Here is a 23,880-nt window from a genome sequence, read left to right as displayed (position 1 = left end):
CCGGAGGTCAGCGCAGCAAAAAGTTGCAGACTTTCGGATAGGATCATGCAAAGGAAAAAATGATTTTCGCCCCCGGCAACCCACAGAGGTGCCGGATCTTATCAGCAACCGTGCTTCCGGAAAAAAACAAGGAACAGGATATGGCACAGGAACGTAGGGATGGCGGCCGCGGCCGCGATCGTGAAGAGCGCGATGACGGCATGGTGGACAAGCTCGTCCACATCAACCGCGTCGCCAAGGTCGTCAAGGGTGGCCGCCGCTTCGGCTTTGCAGCACTCGTCGTCGTCGGCGACCAGAAGGGCCGCGTCGGCTTCGGTCACGGCAAGGCGCGCGAAGTGCCGGAAGCCATCCGCAAGGCGACCGAATCGGCTAAGCGCGACATGATCTTCGTGCCGCTGCGCTCGGGCCGTACGCTGCACCACGACGTCGAAGGACGCTGGGGCGCGGGACGCGTTCTGCTGCGCGCAGCCAAGCAAGGTACCGGCATCATCGCCGGCGGCCCGATGCGCGCCGTCTTCGAGACGCTCGGTATGCATGACGTGGTCGCCAAGTCGATGGGTTCGTCGAACCCCTACAACATGGTTCGCGCCACCTTCGACGCGCTGAAGAGCCAGATGCATCCCAAGGATGTGGCTGCCGCGCGCGGCATCAAGTATTCGACCCTTCAGGCCCGCCGCGGCACCGCCGTCGCGGCTGAAGAATAGTCGATCTGACCAGGGATTTTGACCATGGCCAAGAAAGCAACCAAGACCATCACCGTTGAGCAGATCGGTTCGCCGATCCGCCGTCCGAAGGAGCAGCGCGCGACGCTGGTCGGCCTCGGCCTCAACAAGATGCACAAGCAGCGCACCCTGGAAGATACGCCTTCCGTGCGCGGCATGATCGCTGCCGTTCAGCATCTCGTCCGCGTCGTGGACGAGGGCTGATCAGAAGCGCAGGAGAACTCAGATGAAACTCAACGATCTGCGTGACAAGGACGGCGCGACGCACTCCAAGAAGCGTCTCGGCCGTGGCATCGGCTCCGGCTCGGGCAAGACAGCCGGTCGCGGCGTCAAGGGCCAGAAGGCGCGCTCCGGCGTCGCTGTCAACGGCTTCGAGGGTGGCCAGATGCCGCTGTATCGGCGCCTGCCGAAGCGTGGCTTCAACAACATCTTCGCCAAGAGCTTCACCGTCGTCTCGCTGGCCCGCATCCAGGTGGCCATCGATGCCAAGAAGCTCGATGCCAAGGCAACCGTGACGGCTGAATCGCTGGTTGCTGCCGGCGTCATCCGTCGCGTCAAGGACGGCGTGCGCATCCTTTCGGACGGCGAGATCAAGGCGAAGCTCGCCTTCGACGTGGCCGGTGCCTCCAAGGCCGCGATCGAGAAGATCGAAAAGGCCGGCGGCTCGGTCAAGTTGCCGGAGACGGCGGCTGCCGAGTAACAGCAATTTGAAGCGCGGCCGGCAAGAGCGGGAACCGTTTTTGCTCGCGATCGCGCTTTGATCTGCTCAATCAGGCGGCCGCGTCAACGCGGCCGCTTGCATGTTTACAGCCCGGAGCTTATCTCGTGAGTTTCGGTGCGACGCGCCGCCTGACCTCAGGGCCATCAAGCGTTACCAAGCGGAGAATCAGGCATGGCTTCGGCTGCTGAACAACTAGCCTCGAATCTGAATTTCTCGGCCTTCGCCAAGGCGGAGGATCTGAAGAAACGCATCTGGTTCACGATCGGCGCCTTGCTCGTCTATCGTCTCGGCACCTATATCCCGCTTCCCGGCATCAACCCCGACGCGTTCGCGCAGGCCTTCTCCTCGCAGAGCAAGGGCGTGCTCGGCATGTTCAACATGTTCGCCGGCGGCGCCGTGCAGCGCATGGCGATCTTTGCGCTCGGCATCATGCCTTACATCTCCGCCTCCATCATCATGCAGCTGATGACCTCGGTCATCCCGTCGTTGGAAGCGCTGAAGAAGGAAGGCGAGCAGGGCCGCAAGGTCATTAACCAGTACACCCGCTACGGCACCGTGCTTCTGGCGCTGGTGCAGGCCTATGGCATTTCGGTGGGCCTCGAGGGCGGCAACGGCATCGTCAGTGATCCCGGCATGTTCTTCCGCATCTCGACCGTCGTCACGCTGGTCGGCGGCACCATGTTCCTGATGTGGCTCGGCGAGCAGATCACCGCGCGCGGCATCGGCAACGGCATTTCGCTGATCATCTTCTCCGGCATCGTCGCCGGCCTGCCGCATGCCATCTCCGGTACGCTGGAACTTGGCCGCACCGGCGCGCTGTCGACCGGCCTGATCCTGGCGATCATCGTGCTCGCCATCGTCGTCATCGCGCTCATCGTGTTCTTCGAGCGCGCCCAGCGCCGCTTGCTGATCCAGTATCCGAAGCGCCAGGTCGGCAACCGCATGTTCCAGGGCGATACCTCGCATTTGCCGCTCAAGCTCAACACGTCGGGCGTTATCCCGCCGATCTTCGCGTCGTCGCTGCTCTTGCTGCCGGCCACCATCGCCGGCTTCTCGCAGACGACCAACATGCCGGCCTGGGCGAGCACCATCCTGGCCTCGCTCGGCCACGGCCAGCCGCTCTACATGGCATTCTACGCGGCGATGATCGTGTTCTTCGCCTTCTTCTACACTGCGATTGTCTTCAATCCGAAGGACACCGCCGACCAGCTCAAGAAGCATTCGGGCTTCATCCCGGGCTATCGTCCGGGAGAGCGCACCGCCGATTACATCGATTACGTTCTCACCCGCATCACCGTCGTCGGCGCCATCTATCTGGTGCTGGTGTGCCTGCTGCCGGAGTTCCTGATCTCGGCGACTGGCGTACCATTCTACCTCGGTGGCACATCGCTTCTGATCGTGGTCAGTGTCACGCTCGATACGGTTGCGCAGATTCAGGGCCACCTGATCGCGCACCAGTATGAAGGCCTGATCAAGAAGTCGAAGCTGCGCGGGGGGAAGAAAGCCAGATGAGGTTGATTTTGCTTGGGCCGCCAGGAGCGGGCAAGGGGACACAAGCACAAAGACTGGTAGAAAAACACGGCATACCCCAGCTTTCGACGGGCGACATGCTGCGTGCAGCGGTCCAGGCCGGAACGGAAGTCGGCAAGCGCGCCAAGGCGGTGATGGATGCCGGTGAACTGGTGTCCGACGCCATCGTCAACGCCATCGTTGCCGAGCGCATCGACCAGCCGGACTGCGCCGGGGGCTTCATCCTCGACGGCTATCCACGCACGCTGCCACAGGCTGACGCGGTCGAGGCGATGCTCGGCGAACGCGGCATCGGCCTCGACACGGTGATCGAGCTGGTCGTCGACGACCGGGCCCTGGTCGGCCGGATCGTCAAGCGCGCCGAGGAGGCCAAGGCGGCCGGGCAGCCGGTCCGCAAGGATGACAATCCCGCGGTGTTCGAAGAGCGTCTGCGCGAGTACTACAAGAAGACCGCACCGCTGACCGGCTACTACTACGCCAAGGGCAAGCTCAAGGGCGTCGACGGCATGGCCAGCATCGACGCGGTGACCGCCGAAATCGAGGCGGTGCTCGCCGCGGCGGCACAAGGGGCTGAGGAAAGTTAAGAATTGGCTTGACGGCGACGGAACGCTGCGGTATGGCGGCCCGTCTTCCTATCAGGCGTGAACTTTGCTTGTCCGCAAGGGCAAGGCAGTCGTTTTGAACTGGAAACACCCGCAAGGGCCGGCCTCCACCGGACGCGGGGCAATCTTGAAGCGCCGGGCCTGCCTTTTTTGAAGGTTGGCCGGCCCATATGGAGAAGAGAGAACATGGCTCGTATAGCCGGCGTCAACATTCCGACCAACAAGCGCGTCGTCATTGCGCTTCAATACATTCACGGCATTGGCAAGAGGTTCGCCCAGGAGATCGTCGATAAGGTCGGCATCCCGGCCGAGCGCCGCGTCAACCAGTTGACCGACGCCGAAGTGCTCCAGATCCGCGAGGCGATCGACCGCGACTATCAGGTCGAGGGCGACCTGCGCCGCGAAGTGTCGATGAACATCAAGCGGCTCATGGACCTCGGCTGCTACCGCGGCCTGCGTCACCGCCGTTCGCTGCCGGTTCGCGGTCAGCGCACGCATACCAACGCACGTACCCGCAAGGGCCCGGCCAAGTCGATCGCCGGCAAGAAGAAGTGATTTTTTAGGGGAATAAGGGAGTAGGGGAGTAAGGCAGTAGGGAATGCCCGCCGATCGGGCCGTACTTTCCTACTCCCTTACTGCCCTATTCCCCTACTCCCTTACGAAGGTGGAGCCGCTGGCATTACGGCGGTGCAGAGATCAACTGAAAGGACTATCATGGCCAAGGAAGCCGCTCGTGTTCGCCGTCGCGAACGCAAGAACATCTCGTCGGGCGTTGCCCACGTCAATTCGACCTTCAACAACACGATGATCACCATCACCGACGCGCAGGGCAATTCGATCGCCTGGTCGTCGGCCGGTGCCCAGGGCTTCAAGGGTTCGCGCAAGTCGACCCCGTTCGCCGCCCAGATGGCTGCCGAGGACGTCGCCAAGAAGGCCCAGGAACACGGCATGCGCATGCTCGAAGTCGAGGTCTGCGGACCGGGCTCCGGTCGTGAATCGGCTCTGCGTGCCCTGCAGGCGGCTGGCTTCACCATCACCTCGATCCGTGATGTGACGCCGATCCCGCACAATGGCTGCCGCCCGCGCAAGAAGCGCCGCGTCTAAATTATTGAACGCCGCGCGAACGCTACAAGGCGTTCCTCCGCGGTATTCCAGGTCGCCCGCCACGATTGGATGGTGGCGGGTCAACGGAAGGAAAGCATTATGATCCAGAAAAATTGGCAAGAACTGATCAAGCCGAACAAAATCGAGTTCTCGTCGAAGAAGAAGACGCTGACCACACTGGTCGCCGAGCCGCTCGAACGTGGCTTTGGCCTCACGCTGGGCAATGCGCTGCGCCGCGTGCTCCTGTCGTCGTTGCGTGGCGCGGCCGTCACTGCGGTGCAGATCGACGGCGTCCTGCATGAATTCTCGTCCATCGCCGGCGTGCGCGAGGACGTGACCGACATCGTCCTGAACATCAAGGAAATCGCAATCCGCATGGAAGGCGATGGCCCCAAGCGCATGGTCGTGCGCAAGCAGGGACCGGGTGCGGTCCTGGCTGGCGACATCCAGACGGTCGGCGACGTCGAGATCCTCAATCCCGACCACGTCATCTGCACGCTGGACGAAGGCGCTGAGATCCGCATGGAATTCACCGTCGACACCGGCAAGGGCTATGTGCCGGCCGAGCGCAACCGCGCCGAGGACGCGCCGATCGGCCTGATCCCGGTCGACAGCCTGTACTCGCCGGTCAAGAAGGTCTCCTACAAGGTCGAGAACACCCGCGAGGGCCAGGTTCTCGATTATGACAAGCTGACCATGACCCTCGAGACCGACGGTTCGATCTCGGGCGAAGACGCCGTGGCTTTCGCCGCGCGCATCCTCCAGGACCAGCTTGGCCTGTTCGTCAACTTCGACGAGCCGCAGAAGGAAGTCGCCACCGAAGCCGTCACCGAGCTCGCCTTCAACCCGGCGCTGCTCAAGAAGGTCGACGAGCTCGAGCTTTCGGTGCGTTCGGCCAACTGCCTGAAGAACGACAACATCGTCTACATCGGCGATCTCATCCAGAAGACCGAAGCCGAGATGCTGCGCACCCCGAACTTCGGCCGCAAGTCGCTGAACGAGATCAAGGAAGTCCTGGCGGCGATGGGCCTCCACCTCGGCATGGAAGTGCCGGATTGGCCGCCGGAAAACATCGAAGACCTCGCCAAGCGTTACGAAGATCAATATTGAGCATGATCCCGAAAGGTCGCGCGACTTTTCGGGAGATCATGCGGCTAACCAACAAGAGGCGCCTGCCTCTGAACCCGGAATGAAGGAGAAGAGCCATGCGCCATGGATTTAAAGGCCGCCGGTTCGCCCGCAGCATAAGCCATCGCAACTCGATGTTTGCAAACCTGGCCGTGTCGCTGCTCGAACACGAGCAGATCGTCACCACGCTGCCCAAGGCGAAGGACCTGCGTCCGATCGTCGAGAAGCTGGTAACGCTCGGCAAGCGCGGCGACCTGCACGCCCGCCGCCAGGTGATCGCGCAGATCGGCAATGAAGGCGTCGTCAAGCGCCTGTTCGACACCATCGCCCCGCGCTACGCCACCCGCAACGGCGGCTACCTGCGCATCATGAAGGCGGGCTTCCGCCACGGCGACAATGCGGCGATGGCCGTTATCGAGTTCGTCGACCGCGACCCGGATGCCAAGGGCGCCGGCGACCGCGCCCGTCTCGAGGCCGAAGGCACCGACGCGGAAGCCGCGGCCGCATAAGGCTCGGTCTTTCGAAGTGAATTGAAGGGGCCTGCGGGCCCCTTTTTCTTGTTCGGGTGCGCCAAGGCGCGCTCATGCTGACCCGCTGGCTGCAAAAATAATCGGATTTCAGCGGCTTAGCCTTTTATTTTGCACATTCGTCGGGACAATGCCCCCGAACTCGCCCCGGAGGATTCGCGATGCGCGCCAAAAGACTGTCCCTTGTTCTGCTCTGCGCGATGCTGGCGTTCGCAGCCGCGCCGACAGTCAGGCAGGCGCTTGCCGAGGAGGCGCCCAAGGCCGATCCCGGGCTGTCCGATGTGCTGACTGACCTCTTGCACGGCGTGGAAGGCGAAAACGCCACCTCGGGGCCTGACAAGCGCGTGCCATTTGGCCGCGAGGAGGTGCAGCTGTCGTTCGCACCGCTGGTCAAGCAGACCGCGCCGGCCGTAGTCAATGTCTATGCATCGCAGACCGCCAAGGTCACGTCGCCTTTCGAAGGCGATCCGTTCTTCGAGGAGTTTTTCGGCCGTGCGCAGCCGCGAGCGCAGTCATCGCTGGGCTCCGGCGTGCTTGTCGATCCGAGCGGCGTCATCGTCACCAACTTCCACGTCATCAAGGATGCCGACGAGGTCAAGGTGGCGACCGCCGACGGGCGTGAATTCACCAGCAAGGTGATGCTCAAGGACGAGACGCTGGATCTCGCCGTGCTCAAGATCGAATCCGACAAGCCGTTCCCGGTCATCGCCATCGGCGATTCCGACGCGCTCGAGGTCGGTGACCTGGTGTTGGCCATCGGCAATCCCTTTGGTGTCGGCCAGACCACCACCAGCGGCATCGTTTCGGCGCTTGCCCGCAGCCATATCGGCGTTTCGGATTCCGGCTATTTCATCCAGACCGATGCCGCCATCAATCCGGGCAATTCCGGCGGCGCGCTGATCAATATGGGCGGCCAGCTGGTCGGCATCAACACCGCCATCTACAGCCGCAGCGGCGGCTCTATCGGCATCGGCTTCGCCATCCCCGCCAACATGGTGCGGGCCTTCGCCGATGCCGCCAAGGCCGGTCTGGATTTCTTCGAGCGCCCCTATATCGGCGCCGAGTTCGAAGCGGTGACGCCGCAGATCGCTGAATCGCTCGGCATGGAAAAGCCCACCGGCGCGCTGGTCTCGTCCGTCGACGCGGCAGGGCCGGCGGGCAAGGCAGGATTGAAGCCGGGCGACGTCGTGATGCAGATCAACGGCAAGCCGGTCGAGAGCATCGAGGCGCTGGATTATCGCATGGCGACGCTGTCGATCGGCACCAAAGCCAATTTCGCGGTGCTGAGCAAGGGTCAGCAGGCGGCGATGGACATCGCGCTGGAGCGCGCGCCGGAAGGCGCAAAACTCTCCGAGGTGACGCTGCATGGCCGCAGCCCGTTCTCGGGCGCCAAGGTTGCGGAATTGTCGCCACGGCTTGCCCAGAAGCTCGGCCTGCGCACCGACATCAAGGGAGTGACGGTGATCGACATCAATCGCGATTCGCCGGCCGCAGATTTCGGCTTTCAGCCGGGCGACATCGTGCGCGAGGTGAACGGTACGACCATCGATACGGCGGCGGTGCTGGCGCAGGTCGCCCAGCAGGATACGCGCTGGTGGCGCTTTACCGTCGAGCGCGGCGGGCAGATACTGCGCCAGGTGTTGCGTTACTGAGTTCGATCCGGGAGGGTCGTGCTCCAACCTGAAGACAAGCATGGCCGATCTGTTCAGCGTTGACGAACCGGAAAAGCCGCCGCCCGGACGGCCGCTGGCCGACAGGCTGCGGCCAAGAAATCTTGGCGAGGTCGTCGGCCAGGAGCATCTGACCGGCCCCGACGGCGCGCTGACCCGGCTGATCGGGTCCGGCTCGCTCGGATCGATGATCTTTTGGGGCCCGCCCGGCACCGGCAAGACCACGGTGGCAAGGTTGCTCGCCGGCGAAACCAGCCTTGCCTTCGAGCAGATATCGGCGGTGTTTTCCGGCGTGGCCGACCTGAAGAAGGTGTTCGAGGCAGCCAAGCTGCGCCGCGCCAACGGCCGCCAGACCCTGCTTTTCGTCGACGAGATCCATCGCTTCAACCGCGCCCAGCAGGATTCTTTTCTCCCGGTCATGGAGGACGGCACGGTCGTGCTCGTTGGCGCCACAACCGAAAACCCATCCTTCGAACTCAACGCCGCCCTGCTGTCGCGTGCGCGGGTGCTGGTCTTCCACTCGCTCGGCGAGGAAAGCATCGCCAAGCTGATGGCCCGCGCCGAGGAAACCGAGGGCAGGGCGCTGCCGCTCGATGACGATGCGAAGGCGATGCTCATCCGCATGAGTGATGGCGATGGTCGCGCGTCTCTCACCCTTGCGGAAGAAGTCTGGCGCGCCGCCAAGCCCAGTGAGATATTCGATCCCGAGGGCCTGCAACGCATCGTGCAACGCCGCGCGCCGATCTACGACAAGGGCCAGGACGGCCACTACAACCTCATCTCGGCGCTACACAAGTCGGTGCGCGGCTCGGACCCCGATGCCGCGCTCTACTATCTCGCGCGCATGTTCGATGCCGGCGAAGATCCGCTATATCTCGGCCGCCGGCTGGTGCGCATGGCGATGGAGGACATCGGCCTTGCCGATCCGCAGGCACTGGTCGTCGCCAATGCCGCCAAGGACGCCTACGATTATCTCGGCTCGCCGGAGGGTGAACTCGCTTTCGCCGAGGCGACGGTCTATCTCGCCACCGCGCCCAAATCCAATGCCGTCTACACCGCTTTCAAGGCGGCCACACGCGCCGCCAAGGAGCACGGCTCGCTGCTGCCGCCGAAGCACATCCTCAACGCGCCGACCAAGCTGATGAAAGAAGAGGATTACGGCGCCGGCTACAGGTACGATCACGACGAGCCGGACGCCTTTTCGGGCCAGGACTATTTTCCCGAGAAGATGGGCCGCCAGACCTTCTACGATCCGCCTGAGCGCGGTTTCGAACGCGACATCAGGAAGCGGCTCGACTATTGGGCGAAGCTGCGCAAAGAGCGGGAATAGCAGGTTTGCGCGACCGGTGGTCTTCGCGCTTCCATGGCCGTTGTGCACCGGCCCAAAAGACCTTATCAAGGCGGCGCCGCCGGGCGGTGGTCGTTGCCGTTGTTCGGGCACATCTCATTCGCAACAGGATCGCGCTTCGCGCGTGGAAAAATGACAAAAACCCTTCGCAAATCTCTTCGCAAATTTGCCATTGCCATCCCGCTTCTCGCCCTTGGGTTCTATTTCGTTCCCATTCTGACGACGATTTTCATCGTTTGCGGCCTGATCGATGTGCTGCGCAACGACAGGAAGGATTTGTCCCTGTTCAGCGGCTATTTCCTCGGCAATGGCCTTTTCACCTGGCTGCTTTCGCCGTTCAATCTGCTGGTCGATCTCTTGTGCTACAGAAATCCCGGCGTGTGGAAGCTGGAGCAGTTTCCCGCCGATTATCAGCGCGAGGTCAACGAGGTCCTGGACATCTTCAAGGCGCGCAAGGATGAGATCATCGCCGATATCGACGCCAATTTCGGCGCCGGCCGGCGCGGCATGTATGTCTATCAGTGGTACGGCAAGCACAAGATCGATAACGTCGCCGAGTTCAACAAGGATTTCAAATACATCAAGACCATCGCGGTTTCGGTCTTCAGCAAGCGCGAATCGACTTCCTGGCATTTCGGCCCGCTGCGGCTCAGCCTGCGTATCCTCTACAATCTGGTCCCGGTGAAGTCGGAGATCTTCGTCGAGTGCGGCAACGTCAAGAACTACTGGTACGACAATCCGCTGTTCGTCTTCGACGACACGCTGCTGCATCGCTCGGTCAACGAGTATGACGGCCGCCGCTATTGCGTGTTCATGGACATCATCCGCCCGTCCCCGGTCCCTCGGCTCATCGCGGGCATGCTCGCGGTCGTCTCGGTGAGCGTCGAACGCATCAATTCGATGTTCTATAAGAACTGGAAGATGATCGGCTCGACCAAGCCGAAGAAGACCGAAACCACCTGAGCTGAAATTCCTCGGCGCTGCCGGGCGCTGTCGGCAGTGTTTCGGCGGTTCGCATGGGTGAGATCTGGCTGCTGTTGCGGGCCGCTCGTAAGTCGCCGTACATCGGCGAGCCCTGAACTATCAGCACGCTGCCCCTGTGGTCCCCGGGACGTGCTCAACGCTTGCGGCGCCCGCGCGTTCAAGCATACTTCCTTTCAAGATTTCAACAGTTCATCACATGAATCCCATGGGATTCCTGTTCTGCCGGAACGATTCTTAACTGCATCGGCGGTAGTTTCGGTCTGACCTCGGCGGTTCTGGCTCTTCCCTCTCTCCTGGCGACCTCAAGTGACAAACAACAAAACCCTGGGATTCTGGGTCGGAACCTACATAGGCACCGTGTTGCTTGGCGTTGCCATCAGCGCCATGTACATAAACCTTGAGGATTCGGTCTATTATTGGGACTTCGCCGCCTATTTCAATGTGTTCAACCGGGAGGGAGCGCTCCTGATCGAGAACCCGCTCAAGTGGCTGAGCCGACTGGGCACCTCCATCGCGACGGAAGACTACAGCGCGGCAATCTTGGTGCCGTTGATGCCGTTTCACATGCTTTTTGGCGGTTCGAGGCTTTCATACATCGCCGCGATAGTGACGGTTTACCTGGTCCCGACGGCTCTCTTCATGGGAAGAATGAGCTACCTGGAGGCGGTCTCCGAGACGTCTCCATCTCGAAGCTGGTTTGCGGTCTGGATCGCGGTCTTTCTCTACACCCCGCTATGGGCGGCAACGCTTCGGGGGTGGCCAGACATTGCCGGATGTCTCCCGCTTGTTGCAGCGACCTATTTTCTCTGGAAGTCAAAGTTTCTGACCCGCGAACCGGTGATCAGCGCGATATCCGTCGGCGCGTGCCTGTGGTTGGCTTTCATGCTGCGCCGCTGGTACGCCTACGCCGTCATCGGGATCGCAATTTCTGCGGCGTTCTTTTGTCTGTTGCAGGTGGCGAGGGACCGCGACCTCCCGGGTCTTCGGAAAGCTTCGCTGGCAGGACTGTGTGCGGTTGCGGTTATCCTGGGAGCCGCATGGAATTTCCAGCTTCCGCTGATCGCCAGGATTCTGGGAACCAGCTATGGCGATCTTTACAGCGGATATAGGACCAATTTCGTCACCCAGCTTGGCGAAATGGCAGCCCGGCTCAGCTATGTGAATTGGCTGTTGATTGCATTGGGGCTTTATTTCTCTGTTGTGCGTGGCAACAGGTTTTCCTTGTTATGCGCTGTTGCCTCGGTACTCACCTTTCTGCTTTTTACCCGGATGCAGGATCCAGATCGCCATCATTCATTGCCGATGTTTCTTTGGCTATTTCCTGCCTATGCCCAAGCAATCGTCGCGATCGTTTCTGTGCCGGTGCTAAGATCGCGATGGTCGACGATAGCCGTGGCTGCTGCTGCTGGACTTGCATTTTGGGGCACTTTTTTCCCGGCCGGCCGTCAGGTCCTGTCGCCGGTGGGCTCTGTTTTCTTCGCCAGGGAAGACACGCTTCCGCTTCGCCTGGACAATCTTCCCGAATACAGACGCCTGATTGCCGATCTTGTCGGCAAAATGGGACCCGAAGACCGGTTTTCGGTATTTGCCTCTGGCCCGGCTATGAGCGACTCGCTTTTGTTTGGCATGAATCGAGACCTTTTCGCGTATGTCGGATGGTCCTGCCAGGTTGATAGCCGTGACCAATTCCAACCGGAAGCGTTGAAATCCAGATTTGTTGTCGTGACCGATCGTCCAGTCACCCATTTGCAACCGGGTGCTCAGATCTGCGTCACAACACCGAACCAGTACATTCTCGAAGGGAAAGGCATCGGTGCCGCCTACAAGCGCATTGCGACGTATCAGTTGTCCGGCGGCGTTACCGGTTACCTTTATGAGCAGGTGCGTCCGGTGAGCAAAGCGGAAATCGACGCGCTCTACGGCGAGTTCAGGAAGAAATATCCTGGTTGGACGACGCCGGAGTGGTGACGATCACGTGAACGAGTTTGCGCGTGGCCCAGGCTGGCCGCTCTGCCTGCGCTGTCCGGCGGAACACGTTCGGCTCGAGGGATTGACCTTGCCGCCCCGACAGGGGCAGTAAACGGTCATGTTCAATCTGCTTCTCATTGCGATCGGCGGCGGCATCGGCGCCGGCATGCGCCACCTGGCCAATATGGGCGCGCTGCGCCTCGTCGGCCCGAATTATCCCTGGGGCACGATGGTCATCAACATCGTCGGCTCCTTGGCCATGGGCCTGTTCATCGCCACCCTGGCGCGCCGTGGCGGATCGAGCGAACTCAGGCTTTTCGTCGCCACCGGCATCCTTGGCGGGTTCACCACCTTTTCCGCCTTTTCGCTCGATTTCGCGACCTTGTGGGAGCGAGGAGCCACGCTGCCGGCGTTCGGATATGCGTTGGCCAGCGTCATTGGCGCCATTATCGCCCTGTTTCTGGGACTTTGGCTCGCAAGAGGCCTGCCTTAATGCTATTGCCGCGCCAAAGGCAGGCCGAGCCTGCTCAGGAAACAGGTAAGCGAAGAAAACATGGCAGGCGTTGAACAGATCACGGTAGAGGCCGGCGAGGCGGGCATGCGGCTCGACCGCTGGTTCAAAACCCATTTCCCGGGCCTCGGCTTCGGCCATCTGCAGAAGTTGCTGCGCTCCGGCCAGATCCGAGTCGATGGCGGCCGGGTCAAGGCCGATACCCGCGTCGAGCCGGGCCAGATGGTGCGCGTTCCGCCGCTCGAGGTGGACAAGAAAGGCGAGAGCGCGCTGACTGGTCATTCGATCCGCAACCAGGGCGATGCCGACGTTTTGGCGAAGATGCTGATCCACGAGGATCCTAAGGTCTTCGTCTTCAACAAGCCGGCGGGCCTTGCGGTGCAGGGCGGTTCGGGCGTCACCCGCAACGTCGACGACATGCTGGAGGCCTGGCGCAACCAGAAGGGCGAGAAGCCGCGGCTGGTCCACCGGCTCGACCGCGATACGTCGGGCGTGCTGGTCGTTGCCCGTACGCGGCTGGCCGCGATGAAGCTCTCGGAGGCGTTCCGCGCGCGCGAGACCAAGAAGACCTATTGGGCGCTGGTCAAGGGCGTGCCGCCCAAGCGCGAGGACAAGATCTCGACCTGGCTGATCAAGGAGCCGACACCCGACGGCGACCGCGTGCGGATCGCCGCGCATGGCGAAAAAGGCGCCGACCATGCCGTGTCCTACTACCGCATCATCGAGCAGGCGGCGCAGACGATGACCTGGCTGGAAATGGAGCCCTATACCGGCCGCACCCACCAGCTTCGTGTTCATGCCGCCTACATCGGCTGCCCGATACTCGGCGATCCGAAATATTTCGAGGCCGACACCAACTGGGATTTTCCGGGCGGCATTCAAAACCGCCTGCATCTGCACGCCCGTCGCATCGTCATTCCGCACCCGGACAAGGGCTTCATCGACGTCACCGCACCGATGCCGCCGCACATGCGCCAGAGCTGGAACCTGATCGGTTTCGACGACGCCAGCGCGGAGGACTGATCTTGAGCGGCGCCAGCCATGCGCTCGATCGGCGCCAAACCGTCGACATGGCCGCCGCCGCCATCATGGTCGGCCTGACCTTTTCCTGGGGGCTGAACTACGTCGCCGCCAAGGTCTCCTATGCCGGCTACGATCCGGTTTTCCTGTCGATCGCGCGCTCGATCGTCGGTGGTTTCTGCGTCTTCCTCTGGTGCCGCTGGCGCGGCATCGCTCTCTTCACGCGCGACGGCACATTGCTCGCCGGCATCGCCGTGGGCGTGCTTTTCGGCATCGAATTCCTCTGCCTCTATGTCGGCCTGGAACACACCACCGTTGCCCGCAACACGCTGCTGGTCAACACGATGCCGTTCTGGATGCTGGTCGGTGGCCATTTCCTGCTTGGCGAGCAGATCACCTTGCGCAAATTCCTCGGCCTGTTGCTGGCCTTCGCCGGCCTCGCAGCCGTGTTTTCGGACAAACTTGGCAGTGGCGGCGACATGTTGTTCGGCGACCTCCTGAGCCTCGGTTCCGGATTTTTCTGGGCCTTGACCAACATCCTCATCAAGCGGTCGAAGCTGGTCGAGGCGAGCGCGGAGAAACTGTTGCTCTATCAGCTCGCCGGCGCCGCGATCGTCGGCTTCCTGGTGCTGCCTCTCGCCGGTCCGCCCATTCGCGATCCTGCCGTATTGCCGACATTGGCGCTGCTTTTCCAGGCGATCTATATCGTCGCCTTCACCTATGTGCTGTGGTTCTGGCTGCTGCGTCGCTATCCGGCGTCGGGCCTGTCCAGTTTCACCTTCCTGTCGCCGGTTTTCGGCGTCCTATGCGGCGCGATTTTCTTGAACGAGCCGCTGACCATGCGCATCTTTCTGGCACTCGGCCTGATTGCCGCCGGACTGATCATCGTCAACCGGCCGGCGCGCAAGCTGATACCGGTATAAGAGAGACTTCCATGCGCGATATCCTCAACGACCTCGAAACGGGCAAACAGCTTTCGGATCCGGATCCGGTGCGCCGCGCCCAGATCCAGATGAGAAAGCCGCTGCCGAAGCGCTTCTACAAGACCGTCTCGGTCGCGCCTGTGGACAGCGGTTTTGCCGTCCATCTCGACGGCAAGCCGGTTCGCACGCCAGGCAAGGCGTTGCTGGTGTTGCCGACCGAGAAGGCGGCGTTGTTGGTCGCAGATGAATTCTCCGCCCAGGGCGAGACCATCGATCCGGTGACGATGCCGGTGATGCGCTTGGTCAACACTGCTCTGGACGGTGTCGCCAACGATCCCCAGGCGGTGCTGGAGGACATATTGCGCTTTGCCTCGTCGGATCTGCTCTGCTACCGCGCCGACGTGCCGCAGGGTCTGGTCGAGCGGCAGAACCAGCATTGGGACCCGGTTCTCGATTGGGCACGGGCCGCACTTGGAGCTCGCTTCAATCTCGCCGAGGGGATCATCCATGTCGAGCAGCCCCGCGAGTCCATCGCGGTGCTTGGCGCCCATCTCAGCCAGCGCGCCGAGCCTCTGCGCCTTGCCGCCATTCACGTCATGACCTCGCTGACAGGTTCGGCGCTGTTGGCGCTGGCCGTCGATTTCGGCGAACTCGATGGCGAGGCGGCCTGGGCCGCCGGCCATGTCGACGAGGACTGGCAGATCGAGCATTGGGGGCAGGACGCCGAAGCAGTCGCGCGCCGTTCCGCCCGCAAGCGCGACATGATGGCCGCCGTCGGCCTCCTCGAAGCGCTCAAGGGCTGACGTGCGCAACTCGTACGGGTTGATGCCGCATTGCACCTAATACCAAAGTCATAATCCCAAAGACGCGTTGCCGTTGGGCAGCACTTTCTGTCATTTTTTCCGTGATGGCTCCACTTTCTGAGTCTGCGTTCGGAGGAGAACGCGGACTTTGGCGCGCATCGAGGACACGGGTCTCACGGGAGGATATATCAATGGCAATCGCATCGACCGCCGGCGGAAAGAGCCGCGGCATGACGCGGGAGGAGAAGAAGGTCATCTTCGCTTCCTCGCTCGGCACTGTTTTCGAATGGTACGATTTCTATCTCTACGGCTCGCTGGCCGCCTTCATCGGATCGACCTTTTTCAGCCCGACCATTCCCGAGGCGACGCGCAACATCTTCGCGCTGCTGGCCTTTGCCGCTGGCTTCCTCGTCCGTCCGTTCGGCGCACTGCTGTTCGGCCGCATCGGCGATCTTGTCGGCCGCAAATACACTTTCCTCGTCACCATGACGATCATGGGCCTGTCGACCTTCCTGGTCGGCCTGCTGCCTGGATATGCGACGCTGGGAATCGCGGCGCCCGTGATCCTGATCATCCTGCGCATGCTGCAGGGGCTGGCACTCGGTGGTGAATATGGCGGTGCCGCGACGTATGTCGCCGAGCATGCGCCCGACGACCGCCGCGGTTTCTACACATCGTGGATCCAGACGACGGCGACACTCGGCCTGTTCCTGTCGCTGATCGTCATCCTGATCGTCCAGGGGTCACAGAGCAAGGAAACCTACGCAGCCTGGGGCTGGCGCATTCCTTTCATCGTCTCGTTCGTGCTGCTCGCCGTTTCGATCTGGATCCGGCTGTCTCTCTCCGAATCGCCGACGTTCCAGAAAATGAAGGAAGAAGGGAAGGGCTCCAAGGCGCCGCTCTCGGAAGCCTTCGGCCAGTGGAAGAACGCCAAGATCGCCCTGCTGGCGCTGCTCGGCCTCACCGCCGGCCAGGCCGTCGTCTGGTACAACGGCCAGTTCTACGCGCTGTTCTTCCTGCAGAACGTGCTGAAAGTCGACGCTCAGTCGGTCAACATCATGATCGCCATCGCGCTGGCTATCGGCTCGATCTTCTTCGTCGTCTTCGGTTGGCTGTCCGACAAGATCGGCCGCAAGCCGATCATCATGGCTGGCCTCGCGCTCGCCATCGTCTGCACCTTCCCGCTGTTCAAGGCGTTGACCTGGGCCGCCAATCCGGCGCTCGCCACCGCCCAACAGAACACGCGCGCGACGGTGACGGCGGCACCCGGCGATTGCAGGTTCCAGTTCAATCCCGTCGGCACTGCCAAGTTCACAACCTCCTGCGACATCGCAACCTCGTTCCTGACCAAGAACTCGGTTCCCTTTGACGTGGTCTCGACGGCCGCGGCCGGAACGGCGGCGTCGGTCAAGATCGGCAACGAGACGGTGGAGTCCTATGACGCCATCGCCGCCGGCGATCAGGCCAAGGCCAAGGACGCGGCCTTCGTCAAGGCCGTCAACATGTCGCTGCAAGACAGCGGCTATCCGCTGAAGCGCGCGGCGATCAAGGTTGCCGACCAGAAGCTCGACGCCTTCATCGCGGCCAATCCGGAACTGAAGCTAGATGCCACCACCATCCGCGGCGGCGAGAAAGCGACGGTACCGGTCGATCAGGCGGTCAAGGACAAGCTGGTGACCGCCGACGAGGCTGCCGGCGCCACCGAGGTCACCGCCTACAACATACCCGGCGGTGGTCCCTTCGCCATGTTCGCCGATCCGGCGGCCGTGAACTGGCCGGTGACGATCGGCATCCTGTTCATCCTGGTGCTGTTCGTGACCATGGTCTACGGGCCGATCGCGGCGATCCTGGTCGAGATGTTCCCGACCCGCATCCGTTACACCGGCATGTCGCTGCCTTATCACATCGGCAATGGCTGGTTCGGCGGCCTGCTGCCAGCGACCGTGTTCGCGCTCAGCGCCTACAGGGGCGATATCTATTACGGCCTTTGGTATCCGGTGGTGATCGCGGCGATGTCCCTGATCATCGGCATGATCTTCGTCAAGGATACGCTCGGCACCGATCTGAATACCAAGCAGTAATCGGGCACAACGGCCTCGGAAAAGCCCGGCGCGAGCAATCGCGCCGGGCTTTCAATTTATCTACGCCAATTCGCTGCCGAAGGCTGGCTGGCCTTGCGGTCAGCTCTTGCGCCCCTGGGCCTCTTCCTCGATGGCTGCTTCATGGTACCAACCATCGCCGAAATCGGTTCGGGCGCCGCGCAGCGAGGCAAGCTCTGCTGCAAACTTAGCCTTTCCGCTCAAATTTGAGGCAGAGGCGTGCGCTGCCACCGGGAACATCAGAATTTTGGCCGACGGACGGGCGGAAACGATTTCCATTGCCGGGCTCCTTTCTTCTGCCGAACCTTGTCGATTCAACTTGTCCCGAAGATAAGGTCTGCAATCAAGTTAGGCAATATGCCCACGAAAAGATCAGTATTTGCCTAATATTTATGCGATTTGTGACTGTGATCGATCCGGGCGCATTGCTTAGGCGGCTTGCCGACTTCAGCCGAATGCGACGTCAATTTTGCCGCACCCTTCGGGACGAGAGTGGCACACGACTTGCATTTTAGTGAACCGGCAGGGCCGGCTGCTGGTGGCAGACGCATGTCGACGCCGTTCAGTGTTCGGTGATCAAGCAACGAGAGGCTAGAATGACGAAATACAAGCTCGAGTACATTTGGCTCGATGGATACACCCCGGTCCCCAATCTTCGCGGCAAGACGCAGGTCAAGGACTATGCGGAATTCCCGACGCTGGAGCAGCTTCCCCTGTGGGGCTTTGACGGCTCGTCGACGATGCAGGCCGAGGGGCACAGCTCCGACTGCGTGCTGAAGCCGGTCGCCGCCTATCCGGACCCGGCCCGCACCAACGGCGTGCTGGTCATGTGCGAAGTCATGATGCCGGATGGCGTCACCCCGCATGCCTCGAACAAGCGCGCCACCATCCTCGATGACGAGGGCGCCTGGTTCGGCTTCGAGCAGGAATATTTCTTCTACAAGGACGGCCGTCCGCTCGGCTTCCCGGAGAGTGGCTACCCCGCACCGCAGGGCCCGTACTACACCGGCGTCGGCTACTCCAATGTCGGCTCCGTCGCCCGCCAGATCGTCGAGGAGCACCTCGATCTCTGCCTCGCGGCTGGCATCAACCACGAAGGCATCAACGCCGAGGTTGCCAAGGGCCAGTGGGAATTCCAGATATTCGGCAAGGGCTCCAAGAAGGCCGCGGACCAGATGTGGATGGCCCGCTATCTCATGCAGCGCCTGACCGAGAAATACGGCATCGACATCGAGTACCACTGCAAGCCGCTCGGCGACACCGACTGGAACGGCTCTGGCATGCACGCCAACTTCTCGACCTCCTATATGCGCGAAGTCGGCGGCAAGGCCTATTTCGAAGCGCTGATGGCCGCTTTCGACAAGAACCTGATGGACCACATCGCCGTCTACGGCCCCGACAACGACAAGCGTTTGACCGGCAAGCACGAGACCGCGCCGTGGAACAGGTTCAGCTATGGCATCGCCGACCGCGGCGCCTCGATCCGCGTCCCGCATTCCTTCGTCAAGAACGACTACAAGGGCTATCTGGAAGACCGCCGCCCGAACTCGCAGGGCGACCCCTACCAGATCGCTTCGCAGATCCTGAAGACGATCGCCTCGGTGCCGGCGAGCGCCCAGGTGTCAGCTGCCGCGTAACCGTCGCGGCATCGGTGAAACAAAGGCCCCGGCGCTCCAGCGTCGGGGTTTTTGTTTGCGAACTGCCCGATTGAAAAAACGGCGCGTTGCTTCGGCTTTAGCCGGCAACCACTCCGCGTGCTTTCAGCGCCGCTGGCATCTTGGCGGGCGCAAGGCCGGCGTACGGTTGCCGCCGCGGCCGATCATCTGCTGTTCGGCGACCAGAGCGTACCCCGGCCCGTCGGGTGTCTTTTTCGTCGTGCCTTTGACATGGCGAATTCCCCCAAAAAAAGTCAGGCGGAAAAGATCGCCGCCGAGAGCATAGGGGCGAGGCAATCCGGGCTCTTGCATCGCTGTCGTGAAGCCCTCCCGGCGAACCATCATGTACAAAAAAGCCCGCAAATCCGCCCGATTCGACCGTTTCTCGCGCTTGCGGGCGCTTTTATAAGCTGCTGTTCATGCACTGAAATCGGCGGTTTGCACAGCCGGCCGCGGGCGTTGACAGATGAGGCCGCGTCATGCGTATTCGGAGGCCTTGGGGTACGTCATCGCGGGTGCTGTTCGGCGGGCGGGGGTTTTCTGAACAGCAGCATTGGCGGGGGCGCCGGACGAGCGGGCATTGCAGCCTGAGGCGGTGTGCCGCTCGCTCCTGGCGTATTTTTTTCAGTCGAAAAGCCATTCACCGGGTCGCTTGAGCCGTGCCTTTCCGCTCGGCATAAATGTCGCCGCTCGACCAGCCGCTCGTGTCTGACGCTTGCCAAAGCAGGCCAAACAAGTGGCACGAAATGCAGGCTGGCCGGATGCAACCGGGTCGGTGTGGTGTTTCACAGACGGCAAAAAGCCCTCGAAGGAGGATCCTTCGAGGGCTTTGAACCGCGATGCGAAGACGATCTTAAACCGAGTAGTACATATCGTACTCGACCGGATGCGGGGTCATTTCGAAGCGCATCACTTCGGCCATCTTCAGCTCGATATAGCTGTCGATCTGGTCGTCGTCGAAGACGCCGCCGGCTTTCAGGAAGCCGCGATCCTTGTCCAGGCTCTGGAGCGCTTCACGCAGCGAGCCGCAGACGGTCGGGATCTTCTTCAATTCCTTCGGCGGCAGGTCGTACAGATCCTTGTCCATCGGCTGGCCGGGATGGATCTTGTTCTTGATGCCGTCGAGGCCGGCCATCAGCATGGCGGCGAAGGCGAGGTAGGGGTTCGCGCCCGGATCTGGGAAGCGGACCTCGACACGCTTGGATTTCGGCGACGAGCCGAATGGAATGCGGCAGGAAGCCGAACGATTGCGTGCCGAATAGGCGAGCAGCACCGGCGCTTCGTAGCCCGGCACCAGGCGTTTGTAGGAGTTGGTCAGCGGGTTGGTGAAGGCGTTGATCGCCTTGGCGTGCTTGATGATGCCGCCGATATAGAACAGGCAGCTTTCCGACAGGCCGGCATACTCATTTCCGGCAAAGGTCGGCTTGCCGGCCTTCCAGATCGACTGGTGGACGTGCATGCCCGAGCCGTTGTCGCCGAAGATCGGCTTCGGCATGAAGGTGGCCGTCTTGCCATAGGCGTTGGCCACCTGGTGCACGACATACTTGTAGATCAGCATCTTGTCGGCGTTGCGGACCAGCGTGTCGAACTTGATGCCGAGTTCGTGCTGGGCGGCGGCGACCTCATGGTGATGCTTTTCGACGCGCACGCCCATTTCGGCGAGCACGGTCAGCATTTCGGAGCGCATGTCCTGCGCGGAATCGATCGGCGGCACCGGGAAATAGCCGCCCTTGATGCGCGGGCGATGGCCGAGATTGCCGGTTTCGTAGTCGGTGTCGTCATTCGACGGCAGTTCCGTGGAGTCGAGCTTGAAGCCGGTATTGTAGGGATCAGCCTTGTACTTCACATCGTCGAAGACGAAGAACTCGGCTTCCGGACCGACATAGATGGTGTCGCCGATGCCTTCCGACTTCATGTAGGCCTCGGCCTTCTTGGCCGTGCCGCGCGGATCGCGGTTGTAGGATTCGCCCGAAACCGGATCGAGGATGTCGCACAGGATGACCATGGTCGACTGCGCAAAGAACGGGTCCATGTGGACCGTGTCCGGATCGGGCATCAACACCATGTCGGACTCGTTGATGGCTTTCCAGCCGGCAATCGAAGAGCCGTCGAACATGACGCCGTCGGCAAACATGTCTTCCTCGACTTCGATGACATCCATCGTCACGTGTTGCAGCTTGCCCTTCGGATCCGTGAAGCGCAGGTCGACGAATTTCACGTCGTTGTCCTTGATCTGCTTCATGATGTCTTTGGCTGTCGTCATGTCGTGTATCCCTGTGATGATTTTTTTGATGATGACGTTTCGGAAGGAGGGCCGGGCCGGATCAGACCGCGTCCATACCTGTCTCGCCGGTGCGGATGCGCACGACTTCCTCGATGTTGGAAACGAAGATCTTGCCGTCGCCGATACGGCCGGTCTGGGCCGCCTTGCGGATGGCCTCGATCGCCCCTTCCACCGCGTCGTCGCCAAGCACGACCTCTATCTTCACCTTGGGCAGGAAATCAACGACATATTCGGCGCCGCGATAGAGTTCGGTATGCCCCTTCTGGCGACCAAAACCTTTGGCCTCGGTGACGGTGATGCCTTGCAGTCCGGCCTCCTGAAGCGCTTCCTTCACTTCGTCCAGCTTGAATGGCTTGATGATCGCTTCGATCTTTTTCATGTAAAAAGTGGCCTCCACTGCCAAAAAAACGGGTTGTTGACCCCCCGCTTGCGCCTCCATCAAGCACGAATTGTGCCAAGTAGATGGATTTGAAGCGGTCTCATACGATTTCAAAGCCCTGCCGCGCCGGTATGCAAATTCGCGTCATTCGCTGCATCAGGCGCGTCATGGGCTGCTGGAGCCTAAACAGCGCCTGCGCTTACGTCTGAACAAAATATAGGCATACCGCCCATTTTGCGGGCGCTTCTGCGCTTGCGGCGTCCCTCCAGACATGGCGGCACCCTGCGGCGGCAACTCCTCTCCGTTTGCGTCGAACCGAAAACTGGACAATGCTTGATCGAATGCGGATCGGCAATCCATGAGCGACGAACTTCTTACTTCCGCCGAGATGGGCGAGGCGGATCGGCTGACAATTGCCGCCGGCGCAATCGACGGCATCGGCCTGATGCGTCGCGCCGGTGAAGCCGTCGCGGCCGAGGTTCTCAGGCGCTATCCCACTGCAAAGCAGGTCCACGTGCTTTGCGGGCCCGGCAACAATGGCGGCGATGGCTATGTCGTCGCCCGCATCCTGGCCGATAGCGGCGTCGACACCATCCTCTGGGCATCCGGCCCGCCGAGGTCCGGAAGCGATGCGGCGTTCGCAGCTGCGGAATGTTCGATCGAACCGCGTCCGCTGTCGAAGTTCGATCCCGAGGCCGGGTCGATGGTGGTCGACGCGCTTTACGGGGCAGGGCTCTTCAAGCCACTGTCGGGCGATGCCGCGAAAGCCGTCGACCTTGCGGCCAGCTTGCATTTGCCGGTCGTCGCGATCGATCTGCCTTCCGGGGTCTCCGGAGACAGCGGCAAGGTGCTTGGGAAGGCATTTGTCGCCGACATCACCGTGACGTTTGCGCGCAAGAAACCCGGCCATCTGCTTTTGCCCGGCCGGGAACGATGCGGCGAGATCGTGCTTGCCGATATTGGCATTGGCGAGGACATCATTGCACGCCTTCAGCCTCGGGCGTTCGGAAACACGCCCGCACTCTGGCTGGCCGATTTTCCGATGCCGGCCACCGATGCACACAAATACAAGCGCGGCCATGTCGGCGTCTTTTCCGGCGGCCCGAGCGCCACCGGCGCGGCGCGGCTGTCGGCGCTTGCCGCGGCAAGGAGCGGGGCAGGGGCGGTAACGGTGCTGTCGCCCGCGAACGCGATGCAAGTCAACGCCTCTCATCTCACATCGATCATGCTGCGCAAGACCGACGATATCGAGGACATAAAGGCGTTTGTCGGAGCGCGCCGGCCGTCGGCCTTTGTTCTTGGGCCCGGCTTTGGTGTCGGTGAAAGAACGCGGGCGTTCGCGCTGACACTGCTCGCCAGTGGTCAGCCACGGGACGCCTCCGCCGGGGTTGACGGCCTGGTGTTCGACGCCGACGCGATCACATCCTTTCGCGAGGCGCCGGACGTTTTGTTCGAAGCCGCTCGCCAACCGAGTGCGCCTGCTCTTGTGATGACGCCGCACGAAGGCGAGTTCGCCAGGCTGTTTCCCGACATCGCCGAGGATGAAACCACATCGAAACTGGACAAGGCCCGCGCCGCGGCCACGCTTGCCGATGCCGTCATCGTCTACAAGGGCGCGGATACGGTGATCGCCGCTCCCGATGGCCGGGCGGCGATCAATTCCAACGGCGCGCCGTGGCTCGCCACCGCCGGGTCCGGCGACGTGCTGTCCGGCATCACCGCCGGCCTGCTGGCGCAACGCATGCCGGCCTTCGAAGCGGCCTGCGCGGCGGTCTGGATCCATGCCGAGGCGGGCAGCCGGTTCGGGCCGGGACTGATCGCCGAGGATCTGCCGCTGGCGCTGGTGCCTGTTCTTCGTGATCTGGTCGCGACTCGCGGCCAGCGCTGAGCGGCGACGTTCAG

Annotated in this window: 24 protein-coding genes; 20 read left to right on the top strand and 4 right to left on the bottom strand. The window is 61.9% G+C overall.

What is annotated here, in order from left to right; all coding sequences use genetic code 11:
• Positions 1-140 precede the first annotated feature (140 nt).
• From rpsE to NKJ26_RS01985, 18 genes are all read left to right on the top strand, one after another.
• Positions 141-704, top strand: coding sequence for a 30S ribosomal protein S5 (rpsE, locus tag NKJ26_RS02070; RefSeq protein WP_006333394.1), 564 nt, complete (start codon positions 141-143; stop codon positions 702-704).
• A gap of 24 nt (positions 705-728) precedes the next feature.
• The gene (gene rpmD, locus NKJ26_RS02065; protein ID WP_006205449.1) at positions 729-926 is read left to right on the top strand and encodes a 50S ribosomal protein L30; all 198 of its coding nucleotides are present in this window, start codon (positions 729-731) and stop codon (positions 924-926) included.
• Between the two features lie 22 nt (positions 927-948).
• Entirely contained in the window at positions 949-1,422 is a 474-nt protein-coding gene (rplO, locus tag NKJ26_RS02060; RefSeq protein WP_352601811.1) for a 50S ribosomal protein L15, read from the top strand.
• A 192-nt stretch (positions 1,423-1,614) separates the two neighbouring features.
• Positions 1,615-2,955 carry a preprotein translocase subunit SecY gene (secY, locus tag NKJ26_RS02055; RefSeq protein WP_027026968.1) on the top strand — a complete coding sequence of 447 codons (1,341 nt, stop codon included), beginning with the start codon at positions 1,615-1,617 and terminating at the stop codon, positions 2,953-2,955.
• Positions 2,952-3,557 (top strand): adenylate kinase, encoded by a 606-nt coding sequence (locus NKJ26_RS02050; RefSeq protein ID WP_352601809.1) that lies wholly within the window; start codon positions 2,952-2,954, stop codon positions 3,555-3,557. Before secY ends, NKJ26_RS02050 begins: the two co-directional genes overlap by 4 nt.
• 204 nt (positions 3,558-3,761) lie before the next feature.
• A complete protein-coding gene (gene rpsM, locus NKJ26_RS02045) occupies positions 3,762-4,130 on the top strand; it encodes a 30S ribosomal protein S13 (RefSeq protein ID WP_352693285.1) in 369 nt (122 codons plus the stop codon).
• Between the two features lie 159 nt (positions 4,131-4,289).
• Entirely contained in the window at positions 4,290-4,679 is a 390-nt protein-coding gene (gene rpsK / locus NKJ26_RS02040) for a 30S ribosomal protein S11 (RefSeq protein WP_006205444.1), read from the top strand.
• Positions 4,680-4,778: 99 nt separating this feature from the next.
• Positions 4,779-5,789, top strand: a complete 1,011-nt coding sequence (locus NKJ26_RS02035; RefSeq protein ID WP_027026970.1) for a DNA-directed RNA polymerase subunit alpha — start codon at positions 4,779-4,781, stop codon at positions 5,787-5,789.
• Between the two features lie 95 nt (positions 5,790-5,884).
• Entirely contained in the window at positions 5,885-6,316 is a 432-nt protein-coding gene (gene rplQ, locus NKJ26_RS02030) for a 50S ribosomal protein L17 (RefSeq protein ID WP_352693283.1), read from the top strand.
• A gap of 179 nt (positions 6,317-6,495) precedes the next feature.
• Positions 6,496-7,986, top strand: a complete 1,491-nt coding sequence (locus NKJ26_RS02025; protein ID WP_352693281.1) for a DegQ family serine endoprotease — start codon at positions 6,496-6,498, stop codon at positions 7,984-7,986.
• A 40-nt stretch (positions 7,987-8,026) separates the two neighbouring features.
• Positions 8,027-9,334 (top strand): replication-associated recombination protein A, encoded by a 1,308-nt coding sequence (locus NKJ26_RS02020; RefSeq protein WP_352693279.1) that lies wholly within the window; start codon positions 8,027-8,029, stop codon positions 9,332-9,334.
• A gap of 150 nt (positions 9,335-9,484) precedes the next feature.
• The gene (locus NKJ26_RS02015) at positions 9,485-10,315 is read left to right on the top strand and encodes an aspartyl/asparaginyl beta-hydroxylase domain-containing protein (protein ID WP_352601800.1); all 831 of its coding nucleotides are present in this window, start codon (positions 9,485-9,487) and stop codon (positions 10,313-10,315) included.
• 327 nt (positions 10,316-10,642) lie between these two features.
• On the top strand, positions 10,643-12,304 hold the full coding sequence (locus NKJ26_RS02010) for a hypothetical protein (RefSeq protein WP_352693277.1): 1,662 nt from the start codon (positions 10,643-10,645) through the stop codon (positions 12,302-12,304).
• Between the two features lie 118 nt (positions 12,305-12,422).
• Complete coding sequence (crcB, locus tag NKJ26_RS02005) at positions 12,423-12,797, top strand: fluoride efflux transporter CrcB (protein WP_352601796.1); 375 nt, start codon at positions 12,423-12,425, stop codon at positions 12,795-12,797.
• A gap of 60 nt (positions 12,798-12,857) precedes the next feature.
• Entirely contained in the window at positions 12,858-13,838 is a 981-nt protein-coding gene (locus tag NKJ26_RS02000; RefSeq protein ID WP_027026977.1) for an RluA family pseudouridine synthase, read from the top strand.
• Between the two features lie 47 nt (positions 13,839-13,885).
• A complete protein-coding gene (locus NKJ26_RS01995; protein ID WP_352693314.1) occupies positions 13,886-14,758 on the top strand; it encodes a DMT family transporter in 873 nt (290 codons plus the stop codon).
• A gap of 11 nt (positions 14,759-14,769) precedes the next feature.
• Positions 14,770-15,561, top strand: coding sequence for an ATP12 family chaperone protein (locus NKJ26_RS01990; RefSeq protein WP_352693275.1), 792 nt, complete (start codon positions 14,770-14,772; stop codon positions 15,559-15,561).
• A 191-nt stretch (positions 15,562-15,752) separates the two neighbouring features.
• Positions 15,753-17,642, top strand: coding sequence for an MFS transporter (locus tag NKJ26_RS01985; RefSeq protein WP_352693273.1), 1,890 nt, complete (start codon positions 15,753-15,755; stop codon positions 17,640-17,642).
• Positions 17,643-17,741: 99 nt separating this feature from the next.
• Here the strand turns inward: NKJ26_RS01985 and NKJ26_RS01980 are convergent, their stop codons facing one another.
• Positions 17,742-17,939, bottom strand: a complete 198-nt coding sequence (locus NKJ26_RS01980; RefSeq protein WP_352693271.1) for a DUF2735 domain-containing protein — start codon at positions 17,937-17,939, stop codon at positions 17,742-17,744.
• 317 nt (positions 17,940-18,256) lie between these two features.
• On the opposite strand from NKJ26_RS01980, the gene NKJ26_RS01975 reads away from it, so the two are divergent.
• The gene (locus NKJ26_RS01975; RefSeq protein ID WP_352601788.1) at positions 18,257-19,297 is read left to right on the top strand and encodes a glutamine synthetase beta-grasp domain-containing protein; all 1,041 of its coding nucleotides are present in this window, start codon (positions 18,257-18,259) and stop codon (positions 19,295-19,297) included.
• A gap of 123 nt (positions 19,298-19,420) precedes the next feature.
• Here NKJ26_RS01975 and NKJ26_RS01970 read toward each other — a convergent pair whose 3' ends face one another.
• The 3 genes from NKJ26_RS01970 to NKJ26_RS01960 all read right to left on the bottom strand — a co-directional run bounded on the left by NKJ26_RS01970 (position 19,421) and on the right by NKJ26_RS01960 (position 21,978).
• Entirely contained in the window at positions 19,421-19,666 is a 246-nt protein-coding gene (locus tag NKJ26_RS01970; RefSeq protein WP_352693269.1) for a hypothetical protein, read from the bottom strand.
• Between the two features lie 502 nt (positions 19,667-20,168).
• Positions 20,169-21,578 carry a type I glutamate--ammonia ligase gene (gene glnA, locus NKJ26_RS01965; RefSeq protein ID WP_027026984.1) on the bottom strand — a complete coding sequence of 470 codons (1,410 nt, stop codon included), beginning with the start codon at positions 21,576-21,578 and terminating at the stop codon, positions 20,169-20,171.
• A gap of 61 nt (positions 21,579-21,639) precedes the next feature.
• Complete coding sequence (locus NKJ26_RS01960; protein ID WP_006205430.1) at positions 21,640-21,978, bottom strand: P-II family nitrogen regulator; 339 nt, start codon at positions 21,976-21,978, stop codon at positions 21,640-21,642.
• A gap of 358 nt (positions 21,979-22,336) precedes the next feature.
• Between NKJ26_RS01960 and NKJ26_RS01955 the strand changes: the two genes are divergently transcribed.
• Positions 22,337-23,866, top strand: a complete 1,530-nt coding sequence (locus NKJ26_RS01955) for an NAD(P)H-hydrate dehydratase (protein WP_352693267.1) — start codon at positions 22,337-22,339, stop codon at positions 23,864-23,866.
• The last annotated feature ends 14 nt before the right edge of the window (positions 23,867-23,880 follow it).

Origin of the sequence: Mesorhizobium sp. M0152, from assembly GCF_040322415.1 — a bacterium.
Classification (GTDB): Bacteria; Pseudomonadota; Alphaproteobacteria; order Rhizobiales; family Rhizobiaceae; genus Mesorhizobium.
This window is presented reverse-complemented; position numbering and strand designations above follow the sequence as displayed.